Origin of the sequence: Pseudomonas sp. TNT2022 ID1044 (genome assembly GCF_028656895.1) — a bacterium.
GTDB classification, from domain to species: domain Bacteria; phylum Pseudomonadota; class Gammaproteobacteria; order Pseudomonadales; family Pseudomonadaceae; genus Aquipseudomonas; species Aquipseudomonas reinekei.
Genome location: NZ_JAMDHB010000028.1, coordinates 172956 through 192377, shown reverse-complemented (window position 1 = coordinate 192377; position 19422 = coordinate 172956). Strand labels below are relative to the sequence as shown.

At 55.1% G+C, this 19422-nt stretch carries 15 protein-coding genes and 2 pseudogenes; 6 read left to right on the top strand and 11 right to left on the bottom strand.

Translation table 11 applies throughout. The annotated features are described in order from the left end of the window. From M5G20_RS28280 to M5G20_RS28270, 3 genes and pseudogenes are all read left to right on the top strand, one after another. A partial coding sequence (locus tag M5G20_RS28280) for a hypothetical protein (protein ID WP_273921897.1) occupies positions 1–299 on the top strand: 299 nt, incomplete at its 5' end. Next, the gene (locus tag M5G20_RS28275) at positions 296–1687 is read left to right on the top strand and encodes a nucleotide-binding domain-containing protein (protein WP_273921896.1); all 1392 of its coding nucleotides are present in this window, start codon (positions 296–298) and stop codon (positions 1685–1687) included. The genes M5G20_RS28280 and M5G20_RS28275, both read left to right, overlap by 4 nt. Positions 1688–1704: 17 nt before the next feature. Next, positions 1705–2147 (top strand): annotated as a pseudogene (locus M5G20_RS28270) (histidinol phosphatase); the annotation flags it as partial. A gap of 69 nt (positions 2148–2216) precedes the next feature. On the opposite strand, the gene M5G20_RS28265 reads toward M5G20_RS28270, so the two are convergent. Next, complete coding sequence (locus M5G20_RS28265) at positions 2217–2876, bottom strand: DUF1330 domain-containing protein (protein ID WP_273921895.1); 660 nt, start codon at positions 2874–2876, stop codon at positions 2217–2219. Positions 2877–3258: 382 nt separating this feature from the next. Between M5G20_RS28265 and M5G20_RS28260 the strand changes: the two genes are divergently transcribed. Beyond that, complete coding sequence (locus tag M5G20_RS28260) at positions 3259–4044, top strand: CHAD domain-containing protein (protein WP_273921894.1); 786 nt, start codon at positions 3259–3261, stop codon at positions 4042–4044. Positions 4045–4576: 532 nt separating this feature from the next. Here the strand turns inward: M5G20_RS28260 and M5G20_RS28255 are convergent. The 7 genes from M5G20_RS28255 to M5G20_RS28230 all read right to left on the bottom strand — a co-directional run bounded on the left by M5G20_RS28255 (position 4577) and on the right by M5G20_RS28230 (position 11795). Next, entirely contained in the window at positions 4577–5554 is a 978-nt protein-coding gene (locus M5G20_RS28255) for a hypothetical protein (RefSeq protein ID WP_273921893.1), read from the bottom strand. Between the two features lie 104 nt (positions 5555–5658). After that, complete coding sequence (locus tag M5G20_RS28250; RefSeq protein ID WP_273921892.1) at positions 5659–5856, bottom strand: AbrB/MazE/SpoVT family DNA-binding domain-containing protein; 198 nt, start codon at positions 5854–5856, stop codon at positions 5659–5661. A gap of 14 nt (positions 5857–5870) precedes the next feature. Further along, positions 5871–6815 (bottom strand): hypothetical protein, encoded by a 945-nt coding sequence (locus M5G20_RS28245; RefSeq protein ID WP_273921891.1) that lies wholly within the window; start codon positions 6813–6815, stop codon positions 5871–5873. 518 nt (positions 6816–7333) lie between these two features. Beyond that, positions 7334–8446: a TniQ family protein gene (locus tag M5G20_RS30395; protein ID WP_443218330.1), complete on the bottom strand. Its 1113-nt coding sequence runs from the start codon at positions 8444–8446 to the stop codon at positions 7334–7336. A gap of 81 nt (positions 8447–8527) precedes the next feature. After that, entirely contained in the window at positions 8528–9289 is a 762-nt protein-coding gene (locus M5G20_RS28240) for a TniB family NTP-binding protein (RefSeq protein WP_273921890.1), read from the bottom strand. Next, a complete protein-coding gene (locus M5G20_RS28235; RefSeq protein ID WP_273921889.1) occupies positions 9289–11208 on the bottom strand; it encodes a Mu transposase C-terminal domain-containing protein in 1920 nt (639 codons plus the stop codon). Before M5G20_RS28235 ends, M5G20_RS28240 begins: the two co-directional genes overlap by 1 nt. Beyond that, a complete protein-coding gene (locus tag M5G20_RS28230) occupies positions 11205–11795 on the bottom strand; it encodes a TnsA endonuclease N-terminal domain-containing protein (RefSeq protein ID WP_273921888.1) in 591 nt (196 codons plus the stop codon). The genes M5G20_RS28235 and M5G20_RS28230 overlap by 4 nt, the downstream gene beginning before the upstream one ends. A gap of 193 nt (positions 11796–11988) precedes the next feature. Between M5G20_RS28230 and M5G20_RS28225 the strand changes: the two are divergent. Next, a pseudogene (locus M5G20_RS28225) lies at positions 11989–12639 on the top strand (ATP-binding protein); the annotation flags it as partial. 100 nt (positions 12640–12739) lie between these two features. Here the strand turns inward: M5G20_RS28225 and M5G20_RS28220 are convergent. Together M5G20_RS28220 and M5G20_RS28215 are read right to left on the bottom strand one after the other, a co-directional pair. After that, positions 12740–14716, bottom strand: a complete 1977-nt coding sequence (locus M5G20_RS28220; RefSeq protein ID WP_273921887.1) for a methyl-accepting chemotaxis protein — start codon at positions 14714–14716, stop codon at positions 12740–12742. 185 nt (positions 14717–14901) lie between these two features. Next, a complete protein-coding gene (locus tag M5G20_RS28215) occupies positions 14902–15822 on the bottom strand; it encodes a LysR substrate-binding domain-containing protein (RefSeq protein WP_273921886.1) in 921 nt (306 codons plus the stop codon). Between the two features lie 158 nt (positions 15823–15980). Here M5G20_RS28215 and M5G20_RS28210 point away from each other — a divergent pair, with 158 nt between their 5' ends. Further along, entirely contained in the window at positions 15981–17375 is a 1395-nt protein-coding gene (locus tag M5G20_RS28210; RefSeq protein ID WP_273921885.1) for a NorM family multidrug efflux MATE transporter, read from the top strand. A 111-nt stretch (positions 17376–17486) separates the two neighbouring features. On the opposite strand, the gene M5G20_RS28205 is transcribed toward M5G20_RS28210, so the two are convergent. Beyond that, positions 17487–19160, bottom strand: a complete 1674-nt coding sequence (locus tag M5G20_RS28205; protein WP_273921884.1) for a putative bifunctional diguanylate cyclase/phosphodiesterase — start codon at positions 19158–19160, stop codon at positions 17487–17489. Between the last annotated feature and the right edge of the window lie 262 nt (positions 19161–19422).

The window sequence follows — 19422 nt, the reverse complement described above, 5'->3', positions numbered from 1 at the left end:
GGGAGTTGGTGTCCGGTTTTGTAGGGGCAAGTCCAGTGGATGACTCGCTGATTTTCTATGGAGACATCTCTGCCACCAAAGGCGGAAGCGGGGGGTATCACGGAAAGATATCTGCGCTGAATGCAGAAGATTTGATCAAGGATCTTTCTCAGCAGATATTCACAGTATCCAAGATTTTGTCGGGCAAATTTCAGGCTATCAAGGCACTGATGCTGGTGTTGATCTGGTCAAATTTCGTGCCCGTCGCATTGCTTCTTTTGATGGGACTTTTAGATGCTGCCTTGGGGATCGCCAAATGATGGAAGGTATCGGTAAGGAAGCCTTTCGAAGCTTAGTGAAGGATGCGCGAGCGAAGCGCAGCGTCACGAAGGCGGCTCTAGAGTCGTATCCAGTGAATGAAAGGTTCGAGGGCTACGCCGCGGATGCGATGCTCGACAGCGTAAACGGCGCAGAGCGTTTCCCTTTAGGGGGCGTGGACACCGAATACTCAATTCAGGAGCAGATTCGGCCTGCTTTCGGCAAGCAAGCTGTAAACACGTCTCCTATCGGCGCGCACCCCGATTTCCGGCATCTGGCGGGGACATCGATGACTGATCGTCATCACGTATGCTCCCTATTTCTGGACATCAAAAACTCAACCAGACTGTCGTTTTTGTACGACCTGGATGACGTGTACTGGATCAAAAACCTCATCCTACGAGTGGCCTCGGAAACCGTGCGCGCGATGGACGGGCACGTTCACCGCTTCATGGGGGACGCGTTGCTGGCATTTTTTGGCAGCAAAAGCGTTCTACGGGACGATAGCGTAGTGAATGCCATTAACTGTACCTCGGCCCTTCAGGCGACGATGGAGCGCACTATCATCCCTGTGCTTGGCGAGGAAGGGTTTGACGCCCGGGAGATCGGCTTCCGTGTAGGTCTTGATTATGGCGGCGATCACCAAGTGTTGTGGAGCTCATACGGGTTCTCCAGTGTCTTCGAGGTCACAGCAACGTCTTTCTATGTGGACGTAGCAGCCAAGCTGCAAAGTATGGCCAGAAAAAATGCGGTCATGCTGGGCTCGAACATCCTTGAAGTCATGGATTTCCCCGAGTTCTTTGTCCAGAAAAAGCGCGTTCTGGAAAACAAGGAATGGAAGGACATTGACACCCTAAATAAGACGTATACCGATCGCCAAGGTGTTCAGCACAAATACAGGGTTCGTGAGCTGAAAGGCGAAGTCTATCGGGACTTGCTGCCGTTCCCTGCGGAATTCAAAGCGAAGTTCCCGGGGTCCAAGGTGGTGAGCTGTGACGGGATTGAGTTCAAGTGCTATACGAAGGGGGACAATGCCAGTCACTTTTATCCATCCGTGTCTCGGGTCCTAGAGAAAGAGCAGGGCCTGGACTTTCGAGTGACTATCGATAAACGCGTCTACGGCAACGCGTCCTTCCCGTTGAAGGTGGTGTTCACTAAGCGAAACCACGGTGCGGAGGCTCAGAAGGATGAGTCGGAAGGGGAATTCCCAGTGCTCGATGAGGAAGTGATCGTCGAGCAAAAGTCTTGGTATCAGGCTTTCTTCGCCGGACGCACCGTGAGTGCTAGCGAGGGAACTCGCTATAGAGGTCTCCATACCATGGAAGTCAAAGTCTATGATGCGAATCAGTCGGTAATTTTCCGGGACTTCATCGGTATATATATCCGCTAGTAGAGGCGCTCTGAGCTCGGTTATTCGATGCCGTTGCCCTGTGACACACACCTTGGCTGTCGGCCCTGAGTCCTTGGTCGGACACTGATGATGTTATCGTCCACCAGGCCTTGGCCGGCATCGACGCCACGCACCTGCTCAAGCACATTTGGCGCAGTCTGTCCTGGGGTGAACGACAATGTGCACGCATCGTCCGAGCGCTCGCCTGGCGCCCGGAAACCCTACTGCACTAAGAGCCGACCAATAACCTGGATATCCACCATCAGATGGCAATCCTGCAGATGGTGGTTCAGGCGCTGACCTGTAATCGATTGGCCATCCTCGAAGAGGGTCGGTTGATAGCACTCGGCAAACCGCTTGACGTGCTGACACGACGCCGCATGACGCATTCGGTGTGCAGGCGCACTACCTAACAGACCCCTTCGATGGCGTGCAGATTTTGCGTTTCCGCTCCACCTGATAATGCTGGTTGAATAACGAAATTCTCGACAACTAACGCAATACTAAACTTGTCGAATTTTCCGTCATTTTATTTTCCAGCAACTTTGCTCCGCACACCTTCTGCGAAACCCTTCACCGTAAAGCCTTCGGGAAGATGGTCAACGAAAATAATATCCGATATTGAATTATTTGTACGAAGTGGAAGTATTGACTGATACTTAGTGGACTTATACCAGTCTGTCGCAGCTTTGTGGTTTGGGAACTCCATCAGGACCACATAACCTGGCCAACTTCCTTCGACCACTTCCACAGGTCCTTGGGCAAGCCACTTTCCACCAAATGGAGCAACAGTTGCCTCCACTTTCTCTAAGTAGTCCAAACTTTGGGAGTTGGGAACTCCCCCAGGAATACGTAGATGATTAATTAGGTATGTTTTAGGCGCTTCGACTTGCGACGATGACTTCGGCGCCGCTTGCTCATGAGCATCTTGTGCCGAGGCCTGTATAGAAACCGTAGCCGCCACGCATGCTGATGCGATCGCTAAGGCGCGAAGCCATTTAATTTGAAGTGTTAAACTTTTCTGTCGCTCATGCTTGGACATAAAACTCTCCTGAATTGGTTTTATAAAGAGGAATATCTTTATTCTTGGGCATATCGGTTTTTGCGCGCTAAATATATTGAAATACTTGATGAAAAAAAAGCTATTGCATCCATATGCGGAATCAATGGAAAAATTACGCTTATTCACCTTTATTTCGTTTGTTGTTAATGTGGACTTAACCCTGACAGGACAACTCATCTCAAAACCAACTGAAGCTGCACATCCAAAATGCCCCTTCTGCAAAATAGCTTTAATATTAACGTAATAACAGTGTCAACTTTGGCTCATAAAGAGTGACGACGATAGCCACCTGAATCAATGGCAGGACAGGGAGTGAGATTGAAGGCGAGGATGCCAGGTCGAACGCAGTACCTAGACGCAATCGCTTTAGAGGCGATTGACTCAAATCTGAAACAGAAATGTAGGCTACAGTGAGCAAACAATGCAGCTGATGAGCCGTACGGACGTGCAATAAAACATCAGTCGCTGATAGCCCTCTCTGGATATCTAAACAAAGGGGTTCGACTGAATGACGTTTGTGGATAAGTTCGCAGCCGAAATCATTAGCCTACACGTCGCCCTTTACCATGCACGAGCACGCCTGGAGGCTCGCACGGATAGCGAAGCACTGCACGATTTGAGGATTGCCGTCCGGCGTATTAGAAGCTTATTAAGGCCGTTCCGCGCAATAGACGAAATGGCAGAACTGAACGACGCAGCAGCACAGGTTGGTAGGCACACGACACCCGCGCGCGATCTGGAAGTCATCGTTCAGGAACTGGAGGAACAAGGATTTCCAAAGCTGGCGCAGGTCAGAAGGTCTCGATTGAACTCCAGCTATGACGCTATCCTAGCCGGTATGCCACTGAAACAGCTGATGGCGGCATTGGATGCTTGGCCAGCTGGGTTTCGTGCGGTCGAGCTTGATGGCAGGTTGGAGCACATCCAGCATCAGATTCGGAAAGCATTGCGTAAACAAGTCGATCGTCTGCATACCGCTATAGAAGACGTGCAATTTGATCGACACGAACTGCGCATCTTGGTCAAACGCACCCGCTATGTGACGGAAGCTTTTCCGGGCCTGTCACCCTTGTCGAAAAGCGAAGCGAGCCTGCTCAAAGCACTTCAATCCGCCCTGGGCGACTGGCATGACCACTACCAGTGGTGCCAAAAGGCCCTAGTTGAGAAAGACCTTTCTCCTCTTCAATCGGTCTGGTCAGAGTGCGCAGCGTCTGCACTTCAAAAGGCAGAGGTTCAGTTGTCTGAAGTAGCGAAACAGTTGCCAAAATCATCGGGCAAAAAACGCCCAAAGTAGCGGCAAAAGAATGAGTGCATGGGTAGCGCGAATTTTGCTGTCGGCGATTGCAATTTGATGACCGTACATGGGTGTGACGCTTTGGAGCTGGGACAGCTAAGGCAGTTCGACTACTAGCCTATCTAGAGCCATTGGGTAGGGATGAGACGCATTTATTCGGTCCTTCAATTTTTTCACGAACGCTTCGGCTTCTGCATAGCTACGAAATTTAACGCAGCACGCATTCATCCAAACAATCCAGTCATCCGACGTGCGTCCTCGCTCGACTTTTATCAGCATCACTAGAATTCCTTCCTGTGGTGACTCAGCCCCGTTGAACCTAGATAAAATTTCTGAACCTGCCATGTGCCCCTTCGCTCTGCGAATAGAAAGCCTAGCAGTGACGTGAAAAACTGTTGGATCCACGGGCATTTTCGAGCGGATACGTTCAGCCGTTTGATATTTGCTACGACTGTCTGAACGTCGGTCAAGCGCGGACAGTGGGGCTAGGTCTGTCAGAGCTAAAAGCAAACGCTCGAATAAGTTAAGAAATTTAGGGGGCAGGTGTTTCGGTTACTTGTTCTTCACTTAGTGGCTCACTAGACATGTCAGCTAAAATGTATGGTAGATGCAGTCCAACAAAAACAAGAAATGAGAACGCTTTGAGACTATTCAACTCATTCCCATAATCCGAAACCTCGCCGTGCATGACTTGATGGCGGTTCAATGCCGAAAATTCTTGTCCCGATGCATTAGCTGCCTTAGTCCTTTGCCTCGAGGATTTGAACAGGTCTTGCGAATGAAGATTAAGTATCGGGTGCACCAAATCAAGTGATCGTGCATTATCTGATAGCTTTTCCTGTAGCCATTTCGCAGCTCTTAATTGATCTTTGTTCCTTTCTGCTTTCTGCAACGCGGATTCTGTCTCAGTAACCTCTGAAAGTACCCCATCTGCTTGAGCAATTAGAACTGGGATTGCTAGTAGGTAACCGCTTGGCGTTCCTGTTTTATGTGCCTCAATAGCGGCATTTATTGCTGGCATCCTACTAGGGTATTTACTCATCAAGGCAGACGAATAAGCATCCAAATTGTCTCTGTGGTACTGAGCCAAAAAATCATCTAACTCAATCGCCGAAAGCTCGTCGACCCCGTCAACTAACGAGATCACATCTGCAAGCGAACCATTCCAACCGAAGAACCAGCCTTGTTCAGCAGCCTTATTCATCGCGTTTTTTGAACGCGAAGGAAGACTTTCGATCTTTGCATGAACTTCATGCCAATCTATCTTGGAAAGAGCTTCCAGCACTGGCGCTGCCTGAATCATAATCCTTTCAAGCACGCTGTCGATTTGTCTCAAAAAGCGTTGAAATGCTGGAGTCTGTACAGCAGACGCAAGTTTTACAGCAGCTTCTTGGGCGACTTTATGGGCTTCTATGAGGCCAGCAAAAAGTGGACTGGTCTGTTCATCTGGCGTAGATCCGCTGGGCTTGCGATCAATAACCTCAGAGTTTTTGTCATTTTCTTCTGCCATACAACCCTCGTTTCGACACTATGTTTTCGGAAAGTGGGGATCTTAACCGGGGGGGATTAGGTTGACTGCAATTCGAAGCAAAACACTAAAACCAATAGCTAGGGCTATTCACCTCGAGATTTTGGGTTTGCATCGCGGATCGGTTTCAACACGATCACACCATCAACCAGCTCGACACTCAGTTGATCGCCGATTCCAAGCCCCATAACCGTCAGCACCTCATCAGGCAGATCGACGATGACATCCCCGCTGTTGTCTCCGGGATCCTGGCATTTAACCGTCCAGCTCTGTAATTGTTTCATGTGGGCTTTCCTCCTTATTCGAGAGGTCGATAAGCCTGAAAATCCATTGCGCCTGCATCATCCGGCACAGGAACCCAGTATTCCTTACCACCAAGCTGAACCTGAAATCCTTCTTGGTCATCCATCGATACACGGTCGTATAGAAGCGATTTCTTGTTGATGCTGGTCAGACCGTGGAAAAACATCAGCGCTACTTTGATCCAGCCGCGTTCGAACGTCTCACCAGAGCCGCCACCGCTGAGCATGGCCATGAGTTCATGTTCAAGCTTTTCCCTTTTGACACGAGCCAAGGTTCTTTTGCTAACAGTCACGTCCAAGTCCAGACCAAGAGTACGATTCAAATAACCAATGAACCCTTGTGCTGCAGCTTTTTGACCAGGGGTTTTGGAAAGGTAGTGCCGAACTGATTCCTGGGTCGGCAGCTCGTCGAGTGACGATGACGCTTCGCCAAGAACCCCCACTGCGGCTCTCAACGAAAGGCGCACCGAGCGGAGAGTCGTCGTGCCCTCAGCCACTTTCATCATCAAAAACGCATGATATTTGCCAAACGCTGACGACACGGTCCCATTGGGCACAGAACGAAGTAGCTCCTCAATCCTTCGTTTCTCGGAATGGGTTTCCCGCATCAGTGGATCAGCTTCCACCCTATAGGCTTCTTTAAGCCACAGCATCGGAGTTTTCATTCTCCGAATGCCATCCGCATGGAAGTGCTCAAGCAAGGAAAAGTAGGACGGGATCCCACTCGGCTGACTCGTTAAAAAATCAAAAAAAGGCATGTAATTGAGAAGTTTCAAAAATGCTTGATGAGCACCAAGACGGCCCTCCAGCCATTGACCAAACTCGATAAACAGCCGGCGAGTATGTTGAAGCTCGAACGTTTCCACATTCACCTTCAAACGCCGCTCGAATGCCTTTTTCCAGGAGCATGCCTCGCATTGTTTTCCGCGCCCCGCCGGCATTGGCTCCTGACAGGTTTCACAGTGAATTTCACCCTGCTCCGTACAAGCACGGCACAAGCCAACGCCATTCTCACCAGGAATGAGAACACGATGTCGTCGACAATTGGGACAGGTAGCGAAACCCTTCCTGGCACATGAAGGACAACACCTGACATTCGGATCGATCTTGAGTACCCGGGTCAATCGAGTACTCGGCACTCCGCATACTTCACAAGGCTCAGGTTCCTTGTAGTAGTGGGCGCAGCTGTTACATGCAGGGCCAAACGGAGTGATCATCCCAACCGGGCGGCCGACTCTGGAGCAACGGACACAAGGTGCGAGCAGTTCACACTTCCTACACTTGGGCTGTTTTTCATCAATGTGAAGGCGCGCAAAGTTGCCGCACCCGGAGCAAATTCTTCTCTTGAAAAGCCGTGGATAGCACGTCGCACAGTAGCGACGCCCACCGTGTACCTTCTTCGCCTTCTCCATAGGCCTCTGACACTGGTCACAGGCAAGTGGCAGTGTTTTAACGACCGTCATCGTTTGGTTTTCCTAAGCAATCTGTGCCATTGCATCAGCACGCTTTTTCCGGAGCGAGGAGCATCAGCATGATGATGAATATCGCCTTTGCTCCGGCGGCCCTGCAGTCCTACGATAATCGACATGACCCAAGCAGGTGGATTGCCCGCAGGGAGTGGCATTAACGAGGGCGCTATTGAGAATTCGGAGCAGGCCTGAGCAAGACTTTCAGGGCCTGCCTGTATCATCTTCCAAGTATCTGCTAACAGGTGAGCTCTATCCATCGGCGTAAGGTACTGAAACGGCAAGCCAGTGGACGGGCGCGTGAGTGCCTCAAAATCCACGTTCAAACGCTGGAAAAACTGTTTTGAACTCGAGCTACGCGCTCTTGCAGCCGAACGCAGAATGCCAAGCATCCACCGGCAAAGATAAAACCAGTCAGGCACTCCCAGACGCTCATCACCGTAAAACTGGGTCTCTCCAGCGAGCAAGCGATCGGCAGCGTACTGGAGACACATAGCGTCACTGGATATGGTCCTACCCATAGCCGACTTAAGCTCAAATCGGCACCGATGGCAGCGGCCAAGATCTTCCTCGGGCGGTGTCAGTAGATGAGGACACAATGGCGAGCCACAGCACTGACATCTGTCCAAGAGTGTCAGTTGATGGATTGGACATATCGAATGCCAAGCCAGTCTGCTCTGGATTTCATAATACGGCTGACGTTCTACAAAGCACTGTGGGCAGTACTGGAGCCCACCACTGCGTCGTCGATTTCGAAGCCCCAGGCAGAGAATCCAAGGCGTAATCGCATTGGGAAAATCACCTTGCTCGGATAGAGCAGAACGAATGGATGCCAGGGTTGAGGAATTTAGGACCTCAACAGGCATGCCAGCGAATACTCCCAAATCAGTTGCTTGCGATTTACTCAAACCTTTATCGGGATCTGTGCACCAGAATCTAACGCCTGGCCACAGGGAACCTGTCAACGTCAAAGGATCACATCCTTGCGCCAGTGCGCACCTCACCAGCCAGGACGAGATGATTTCATCCGGCAGCAAGGTAGGCACCAGGGGCCAAGTCGCATTTACAGGATTCGCTCCCGCGAACCATTGGTAGGCCGCATCCATTGATTTTTCTCAAGCAGGCGGCGGTCAATCAGCTCAGAGCCAGTTTGAATGGCCTCTTTCGCGCACTCCTGCAACAGGTATTCAACGTTGCCGGTTATCCCCCTCCGAGATCACATGAATCAGCGTAGCGAGATCAGGAGAGAACAGTCTGGATGGCTTCTTCAGGGGCAGCACCGATTCGAAGCTTTTCAGGAAACGTTGAAAGTCGGGATTCACTTCCCAGTTTGGCAAGGAAAGAACCTCGAATCGGCTCGAATACTGAGGATCAAGGCGTAGGAGCTGAAGGGCCACGCGAGTTCCCACCAGTACAAGTGGAATTTGCAGAATGTTCGCGAGCATTTTCAGCTCATTCATAACATCGGCTTTTTTGGTGGGTGATCCGTTGTTGACGGTGTGAATCTCATCGATGATGAGCATTCGCGTCCTTGCCTCACGAATAAGATGGATCGCCTGGTGACGCAATTTTGCTAAGGGAGCTGCAGGATTGTGAGGGGCCCAAAAATTATCGAGGATGGCGTTGTAAAGCTCACGCTCATCGGGCTTGTGGATTTCGGCGTACACCACTGGCCGGACGCTCACACCGTCATCACTGATGTAAGGCTCCCCACATAGCTTCTTGAAGCGGTGGATCACCGTAGTCTTGCCGCTGTTGGAAGCACCTACCACCAGCACATTGGGCATCCGTGGACGAGGAGGCTTGAGCAGCAGGCCATTGAGCAAGTCTAGGAGTTTGTTACCAGCCGGGTAATCGACCCAGCGGGCCTCCTCCATGAACTTGATACGCTCAAGATCAGACAAATCCATCACTGAGCGGAACTGCGGAGCGATATGCGAGTATTCCATCACCATACCTCTCCAAAAGACTCCACGTCGTCTGCAGACAACAGGCCTTGATTAGCAACTTGAGGCACTACCGGAGCAGTAGGCTCTTCACGGTGTTTAGGCGAAGCAGGAGTGACGCCCTTGGCGTTGTTGGTGCGCTTCTGCACCTTCTTCCGCGCCTGCTTGGTGCGTGCAGCTGACTCCGCTTCCTGCTCTTTGTTCTCCTGCAACAATCGCTCAATCAGCTCGTGATCAATGGCCTCCATACCCTCCTTCCTCGCTTTCTTCTTGGCGGCGACATATTCCGCCACTGTTGTCCCGGAGAAGAGTGAGCGAGTGATGGGGACCTCAAAATACTCTTTGACCGCAGGGTCATAGAACCAAATACGATTGATGTCCCGAGGGTCACGACGGAAGATGAATTTGCGGGCTTTCCCCGTTTTCGCATCCGTCGCCCCGATCCATGGCCTCAGCGCTTCTGTGAAATACATTGCATCCATCTCCACACCGTAGGGGTGGATAACTCGGCGTGTAGAAGGCAGGAAATCCAGCTGAAAGGTCCATGGGTCTGCCACCCTGGGTGGCAAAGGGATCAAGGATGGCTGCTCTTTATCCCCGAAGAACCCAATGTTCCACTTGCGGATAGGAGCCATCGAAATCTCCTCGTGGTAAGTGTTGTTGTACTTGATGATGTTCCTGACAAGTCGCTCTTCGTATTCGGCGAATGTGTAGATGGATTTTTTATCGGAGTCGTAACCTTTGCGCTCAGTCGGGTTACTGAAAGTGGTGCCTTTGTCCTTTTTGTTCATCAAGGAAAAGGTGCCCATCAGGCGTTCGATATGCCCGCCCCAATGGGGTTTCTTTTTAGGGCGAAACTCACGTTTGATATCGTGATTGATGCAAGACTGAATCAAACTATGAGCCCTGAAGTCCGGGCCATTGTCGCTATGCACGGTTACAGGCTTGCCCCATACAGGCCATTCGGCGTCAACGCCGTGCAAGCTAAGCCACCCTTCCTTCGGCAAAACTGAATGCACTAGACACATGGCAACCGATACCGCTGAAGGGGCATCCATAGAAAGAAAATAGCCAGTGACCATCCGCGAGTAGACGCAGATCGCCAAGGTGAGCCAGGGGCGCCCGATGGGCTTACGATGGATATCGTCAACGACGATCATGTCCGCTGGTGTGTGGTCGATCTGCACAATCTGCAGCGGATACTCAGAAGCCAAAATGCCTGGTCGAGCTGTGTATTTGTTGTTCGCGAGCTCTTGGTAACCACGTCTTCGCAGAACGACCTTATCGGGGACTTTTTTGATCCTCGCCCGCACGGTGGAACCATTCGGTGGCGTCAACTTACGCTTCTTGCACCGACTGACCACTTCAGCAATGGTGGCGGTTATGGTGTATCGCTGATCAGAAAGAAAAAATTCATCGATGACTTCAGAGATGACTTTTTCAACCTCATCGGAAGTGCGTTGCCGTCCCTTGGACCAGCCACGCTTGAAAGGTATGAGTGCAGTAACCTCTCCGTACTCTTTGTACCTTTTCAGCCATCGATAGACTGTGACCGTATCGACGCCAGCTTCCTTGGCCCTCTTTTCAACAACGCCCTTGTTTTGCCCTTCGTTATTCAGGAGGGGAGCAATCACAGAAAAGCGCATTTGCGCGGTTGCCCACTCCTCAGTACCGATGTCCTCTAAATCGTGGTCGATATAGAGACCTTTGACCTTCTCGGCGAGTACCGGTTTGAGCTCCGCAATTCGCAGGACTTTTGCGTGGCCGCTTTCAACGTTGATGGCAAGGATGGACTGGAAGTCCAGGACCTGGGTTATCCGAAATACTTCCTTTTGGTAAGCGACCAATTGCCCTACGACGATGCTGATAAATGACCGATCAATCTTTAGCCCCTGAGGGCTTGATTCCATTTCGTCGCTCACGCTGTCACCCATAGCTCAAGGAACTCGTCAAAGGGCTGATCGACATCGCAATCGAGTTGGCGAGTGGCGATCAGGTGGAAAAGATGGGAAGCCCCCTGGTGCTCAAAACCGGTGAAGTGTCGGGCGAGTAGATAGTGAAAGGGAGCTGTACCCATTTCCGCCACAGTTCGAATAACCGCATCGGAATCTTCTTCCGAATAATCCGCGCGCTTGAAGCGCTCGATGTACTGGATGTTTTGAAGCGGCAATCCCCTGATTCGCGACTCGTCGTAGATGTGAAACCCCCACCCCTGCTCCGAAGCATAACGCCACGCAGCCTTCCACTTGGGCAACCAGCTTCGCCAGTTATCTCGCCACTCCTCCTCCAGCTTGACCTCCACCAGCATTGGGCGAATCCCCGAACGCTCGGTGAAATAAACCAAGAAATCCGGCGTGTAGGTGTACGACCGCCCATTCGATGAGACGAAATCCAGCTTCACTGGTTGCGAGGCGACGGCTACTACTGACTGGTCGAAATCCATGCGACGGAGGAAGTCGCGCTCAAGCAGAGATTCATAGGAAACCGCTTCTCCGCGAAAAGCGAACACCCCAGAGAGGCTTCGTCGCGTTGGTTTAATACGGCGAGCAGTGGAAAACGGAGGATGGTTGCAGCTATTTCTATCCATATGACGGCCAGTTGCACCTATTGGTAGGATTTTGTTGCACCTATTAGCTCAAAATCATACGACAAAATGCGGGCTGTAGCGGGTCATAACTGCATCTATTTCCCCATGTCACAGCGGCTCGAAACCGCAACCCGGCGAAATCACGCTCGCCCATCACGGGGTGTTATTCCTTGATGAGCTTCCTGAGTTCGAGCGCAAAGTGCTGGAAGTGCTGAGGGAACCCCTGGAATCCGGCCATATCGTGATTTCCCGCGCGAAGGATCGCGTGCGTTTTCCGGCGCGCTTTCAATTGGTCGCGGCGATGAATCCTTGCCCCTGCGGTTTTCTCGGCGAACCCAGCGGTCGTTGCACCTGCACGCCAGACATGGTGCAGCGCTATCGCAACAAACTCTCCGGCCCCTTGCTGGATCGCATCGATTTGCACCTGACCGTGGCGCGCGAGGCCACGGCGTTGAATCCAGTCATCAAACCGGGAGAGGACAGTGCCAGCGCGGCGTTACGCGTGGCCGAAGCCAGGGAACGCCAGCAGAAGCGTCAGGGATGTGCCAATGCTTTTCTCGATTTGCCGGGTTTGCGCCGCTACTGCACGTTATCCACAGCCGATGAGCATTGGCTGGAAACCGCTTGTGAGCGGCTGACCCTTTCGCTGCGTTCTGCGCATCGGTTGTTGAAGGTAGCGCGGACGCTGGCTGATCTGGAGCAAGTTGAGGGGATCAGCCGCGAGCATCTGGCGGAAGCATTGCAGTATCGGCCGGCGACGCAGTGAACGCTTATACCGCGCCGCTCCCACAGAGATCCACGCCTTGCAGCCGACCGGGATCAAATGTGGGAGCGAGCCTGCTCGCGAAAGCTATTTCAAAAGCACCTCAACGAAACCGGTCGACCTCAGAACGCAAATCCGCCGCCAGTTTCTCCAGTTCTTTGGCCGTCACCGCCAGGTTGGACACCACCTCACGCTGTTCACTGTTGGCCAGGGCAATGCTCTGCAGGTTGCTGCTGAGCAAGGTCGCGGTGCTGCTCTGCTCCTGAGTCGCGGTGGTGATCGCCGCAAACTGTTGACCGGCCGAGCGACTTTGTTCGTCGATCCGCGCCAGTGCCGAAGCAACATTGGCGTTGCGCGACAAGCCTTCCTGCATCAGCAGGTTACCCTGCTCCATGGTGCTGATGGCGTTGCCGGTTTCCTGCTGGATGCTCTGGATCATGCCGGAGATTTCGTCAGTCGCCTGGCGGGTACGTGACGCCAGATTGCGCACTTCATCGGCCACCACGGCGAAGCCACGACCCTGCTCGCCGGCGCGGGCGGCTTCGATCGCGGCGTTCAGCGCCAACAGGTTGGTCTGTTCGGCAATCGAGGTAATCACGCCGACGATGCCGCCGATTTCCTGGGAGCGTTGTCCCAGGGTGTTGATCACCGTCGCGGTGCTGTTCAACGCCCCGGCGATTTGTTCCAGCGACGAGGACGCTTCGTCCATCGACGTGCGACCGATCTGGGTTTGCTGGGCGTTTTCCTGCGCCAGACGCTGGGTGCTGCCCATGTTGTCGGCGATGTTCAGGGACGTGGCACTGAACTCTTCCACCGCACCGGCCATGCTGGTGATCTCGCCCGACTGCTGCTCCATGCCTTCATAAGCGCCACCGGACAAACCGGACAAGGCCTGGGCACGGTTGTTGACCTCCATCGACGCGTTGCGGATGTGCTCAACCATGGTCGAGAGCGCTTGACTCATCTGATTGAAAGCGCGGGCCAGTTGGCCGATTTCGTCGTTGCTTGTCACGCTCAGGCGCACGCTCAGGTCACCCGCGCCCAAGGCCTCGGCCTGACGTACCAGATCACCCAGCGGCGCGAGTTTGCTGCGCAGCAACCAGACCGCCGAACCCACCGCGATCAACATCGCCAGCAGGCTGCCGATGGCCAACTGGATGCCGACGCTCCAGGTCACGGCGCTGATTTCGGTTTTTGGCATGCTCGCCACCACCGACCACGGACCGTCCTCGAATGGCACAGCAATGCTGTAGAAGTCTTGCGACGAGTCGTTCCAGAAATCGCCCTTGCCCGGGGTCTTCGCGAGCGCCACGACGGCCGGGACCGCTTGATCCAGCGCCTGCACACCCGCAATCGGCACCAGCCATTTGTTTTGCTCATCCAGCAACGCCAGAGAGCCGGTCTGGCCGATACGGAAGCGCTTGAGGTTTTCGAACTGGGCATTCTGCGCGTCGGTGTAATCGAAGCCCACGAACAGCACGGCGATCACCTTGCCGCTGCTATCGCGCACAGGGGTGTATTGCGTCATGTAGAAGCGTTCGAAGAGCAAGGCGCGCCCAACGTAGCTCTGCCCCGCCATCAGCCGCGCATAGGCCGGGTGGGCGTGATCAAGCAGCGTGCCGATCGCGCGATTGCCATCCTGCTTGGTCAGGGATGTGCTGACCCGAATGAAGTCTTCCCCGCTGCGCACAAACACCGTGGCCACACCGGCGGTCATCTGCTTGAAGTCGTCCACTTCCTTGAAATTATTGTTCAGCACTTCGCTGCCCAGATGCAGACCCGGCGTCTGCGTACCCGCGACGGCCACCGGTTCATCCGGGTGCACGCTCAGGCCGGCGCTGAAACGCTTTTCGAACAGACCCGCCAGGCGCTGGGTACTTTCACGCAGGGTGCCGTGAAAGGTGCTCAACTGATCGGCCAACAACCGGGCCTCACTGGCCAGGTGTTCTTCGCGAGTGGCCAGGTTGGCCGTGTCCAGCGAACGCAGGGCGAACAAGGTACTGCCGGTGATGACAATCGCCAGTATCACGGCAAGCGCAAGACCAAGCTGTGAAGCGATCCGGGCACGAGGTTGAGACATGACAGCTCCTGGCCGAGCGAACGGATCATCCTGATCGCGACGCATGCTCAGCAAAAATTCTAGTAATGGGGGTAGCGTCGAACCTGCACGAAGGTCCTACGAGGAGATTTTCGGCGGCAAACGGCAATACTTGAGCAATGAGTTAGGATATGGCGCAAGGCCGCTACTTCAGGGGCTTCATCGTTTCAGCTCAAGTGCACGACTTCAGGCAGCTCCATGGCCCGGACTTCGCCTTGCAGAAAGTCGCTGAGACGGCGCATGCGCTCGCCGCCGGGGCGGGTTTTCGGCCAGACCAGGTAGTATTTCTCCCCACTGGCAACGGCAGTCGGCCACGGCAGGCTCAAACGACCCTGGGCCACATCTTCCGCCACCATCAACAAGTCGCCCATGGACACACCGTAGCCTCGAGCGGCGGCGATCATGCCCAGCTCCAGCGTATCGAACACCTGCCCGCCCTTGAGCGACACCTGCTCGGCCAGGCCCATGCGCTCCAGCCAATTACGCCAGTCGCGACGATCAGGCGTCGGGTGCAGCAGTTCGGTGTTGACCAGGCGCGCCACATCCCAGGGCTGATCGTTCAACAGATTGGGCGCGCCTACCGGGATCAACTCCTCGGGGAACAGGTAACTCGCCTCCCAGTCCGGCGGGAAATGGCCATTGCTGAGCAACACTGCACAGTCGAATGGCTCGTCGTTGAAGTCCACCGAATCGACATCCATCCAGGCACTGGTTAATTGCACCTCGTTGCCCGGTTGCAAATGGCGGAAGCGGCTGAGGCGCGCCAGCAACCAGCGCATGGTCAGGGTCGACGGGGCTTTCATGCGCAGGATGTCGTCTTCGGCGCGCAAGGTGTTGCAGGCGCGTTCAAGGGCAGTAAAGCCTTCGCGGATACCCGGCAACAGCAAACGGGCGGACTCGGTCAGTTGCAGGTTGCGGCCACTGCGATGAAACAAGCGGCAGGCAAAATGCTCTTCGAGGGTACGAATATGCCGACTGACCGCACTTTGGGTAATCGACAGCTCTTCCGCTGCGCGGGTAAACGAACTATGCCGCGCCGCCGCTTCGAATGCGCGCAGGGCATACAAGGGAGGAAGACGACGTGACATTCGGAAAGCTCCTATAGCGGGGTTCCGCCACCCTAGCAGAAACTCTCCAGCATGAGTTTGAATCATGCCACCCATCCTTTTTATCCCTTTGTGCAAACTCCGCGAAGCGCCGAGAATCGACGCTTTCCTGTTCTCTCTGACATTCGAGCGTGATGACCATGCAGCATCCAGCGCGTATTGAACTCTGGGCCATCCTGCGGTTGGCGGGGCCGCTGATTGCCTCGCAGTTGGCGCACATGTTGATGGTCCTCACCGACACCCTGATGATGGCGCGCCTGAGCCCCGAGGCACTGGCCGGCGGCGGGCTCGGTGCGGCGTCCTATTCGTTCGTGTCGATTTTCTGCATAGGCGTGATCGCGGCGGTCGGCACCCTGGTGGCGATCCGTCAGGGCGCGGGCGATATTCTCGGCGCGGCCCGCCTGACCCAGGCCGGGGTGTGGCTGGCCTGGTTGATGGCGCTGGGTGCCGGGTTGCTGCTGTGGAACCTCAAACCGGTGCTGTTGCTGTTCGGCCAGACCGACAGCAACGTCCAGGCGGCCGGGCAGTTCCTGATCTTTTTGCCCTTCGCCCTGCCCGGCTACCTGAGCTTCATGGCCTTGCGCGGTTTCACCAGCGCCATTGGCCGCGCGACGCCGGTGATGGTCATCAGCCTGGGCGGCACGGTGGCCAACTTCCTGCTCAATTACGCGTTGATCACCGGCATGTTCGGCCTGCCGAAACTCGGTCTGATGGGCATCGGCCTGGTCACCGCGATTGTCGCCAATCTCATGGCTCTGGCACTGGCGTGGCACATTCGCCGGCATCCGGCTTACGACGCCTATCCGTTGCGCCAGGGGTTACTGCGACTCAACCGGCAGTACCTGAAAGAACTGTGGCGCCTGGGCCTGCCGATTGGCGGCACCTATGCCGTGGAGGTCGGGCTGTTTGCGTTCGCGGCGCTGTGCATGGGCACCATGGGCAGCACGCAACTGGCGGCGCATCAGATCGCCCTGCAAATCGTCTCGGTGGCGTTCATGGTCCCTGCGGGGATGTCCTATGCGATCACCATGCGCATCGGCCAGCATTACGGCGCCGGGCAATTACTCGATGCGCGACTGGCCGGTCGGGTCGGCATCGCCTTCGGTGCCGCGGCGATGCTGTGCTTTGCGATGGTGTTCTGGTTGCTGCCGCATCAGTTGATCGGCCTGTTCCTGGATCACAACGACCCGGCGTTTCGCGACGTCATCAACCTGGCCGTGAGTCTGTTGGCGGTGGCGGCATGGTTCGAGTTGTTCGACGGCACGCAAACCATCGCCATGGGCTGTATTCGCGGGCTCAAGGACGCCAAGACCACCTTCCTGGTCGGCCTGGGTTGCTATTGGCTGATCGGCGCACCGGCGGCGTGGTGGATGGCCTTTCATCTGAATTGGGGGGCGACGGGAGTCTGGTGGGGTCTGGCGTTGGGCCTGGCTTGTGCGGCGGTCAGTTTGACACTGGCGTTTGAGTGGAAGATGAAGCGGATGATTCGGCGGGAGCCGGTGGCAGAACGTTTCGACGCCATCCAGGCCGAATGAGAATCCTGTAGGAGCTGGCTTGCCAGCGAACGCGGTTTGTCATTCAACACATTTGTCGACTGACCCACCGCCATCGCTGGCAAGCCAGCTCCTACACGGGTGTGGTGCTGGTTAGACCACGATTTCCAGCGGCGCCTGCTGGTTGCTGCCAAATGTCAGGTATTCCACCAACTCGGCCAACGCCAGCGGCTTGCTGATCAGATAGCCCTGCACCTGATCGCAATCAAACCCGCGCAACAAATCCAGTTGCTCCGGCGTTTCCACGCCTTCGGCGACGACTTCAAGGTTGAGGTTGTGCGCCAGGTTGATCATCGCGTGGACCAGTTTGCGGTTCTCTTCGCGCTGTTCCATGCCACCGACAAAGCTCTTGTCGATCTTCAGCAAGGTGATCGGCAGGCTATTGAGGTGCACGAACGACGAGAACCCGGTGCCGAAGTCGTCGAGGGAAAAACGCACACCCAGACGCCCGAGGGCATCCATGGTTTGCTTCACCAGATCGCTGCGGCGCATGACCGCGGTTTCGGTCAATTCGAATTCCAGCCACTGCGCCTCGACGCCGCGCTCGGCAATCAACCGGCTCAGGGTCGACAGCAACTGGCTGTCCTGAAACTGGCGGAACGATAGGTTGATCGCCATGTGCAACGGCGGCAAGCCCAGCTCCAGCAGCGCCTGCATGTCACGCAGGGCACGGGAAATCACCCAGTAGCCCAGCGGCACGATCAAACCGCTTTGCTCGGCCAGCGGCACGAATTCACTCGGCGGCAGCAAACCGCGCTCAGCGTGGCGCCAGCGCACGAGGGCTTCGAGACCGACGATTTGCCCGTCCGCAAGGTTCAGGCGTGGCTGGTAATGCAGCTCCAGCTCATCGCGGCGCAACGCTCGGCGCAGCTCGGTTTCGAGATCGGCGATGCTGCGGGCATTACGATTGATGCGCTCGTTGAAGATATGAAAAGTGCAGCCTTGTGTGCTCTTGGCCTGCTGCATGGCGATGTGCGCGTGCCACATCAACGGGTCGGCACCGGCCTGGGCGCGAGCGTGGGCGATGCCCAGGCTGGAGCCGATCAACAGGCTTTCGCCATCGACCCAATAGGGCTCGGCCAGCGCTTCGGTGATGCGTTCGGCCATCCATTCGGCGCGCTGCGGGGCGCGGCGGGTATCGATCAGCAGGGCGAACTCATCGCTGCCCAGTCGCGCCAGCTGATCACCGGCTTCGAGCTGGCTTTTGAGCCGGGCGACCACTTGCAGGATCAACCGGTCACCCGCCTGATGGCCGAGGGCGTCGTTGGCATGGCGGAAGTTATCGAGGTCGAGGTGCCCAAGGGCCAGGCCGCGACCGTCGTGTTCCGCCAGTCGCGCCGCCAACAGGGTCTGAAAACCCTGTCGGTTGGCGATGCCGGTCAACGGGTCTTGCTCGGCCAGGCGTTGCAGAGTGTTTTCCAGCACACCGCGCTCACGCACATGGCGCAGGCAACGGCGCAGCATGCCGGGGTCGAGATGGTCGCGGACCAGCCAGTCGCTGACGCCGTCGGGCGGTGTGAGCGGTTCGTGTTCAAGCAGCAACACCGTTGGCAGACTGCAACGGCCCGGCGCCGGCTGAAGTGCCGGGATCGTCAATAACACCGCACTGCGGTTGTCATCGAACAGACTGCTGACCGACTCCCAACTCGGCGCGCTGATGAGCACGGTCGAGCTCCCCATCGGAGCCAGACACTCGCGCAACAACGCTGCCCACGCTGGCTCTTCGGCCAGTAGCAGCAAACGCAAGGGTTCGACAGGCGTAGACAAGCTAGCTCCCTAGACTCTGCAAAGATGTAGGCGACGGGCATTATGCCGTGCCGATAACTAATGACAATGACATCAGCTATCAAACAAGGCCTTTGTATCCGGAATTACGTACATTAGACGCAAATTCGTTGCGCATCCTGCGTGAAAGTAACAAAACCGGCAAATAGAGATCGCGTTGTGCGTCACAAGTCGGAGAGAGCAGCACAAATCGCTGAGCCTGTTAAAATGCCGGCCCATTTCGTGACTGACTCCTGAATTTACC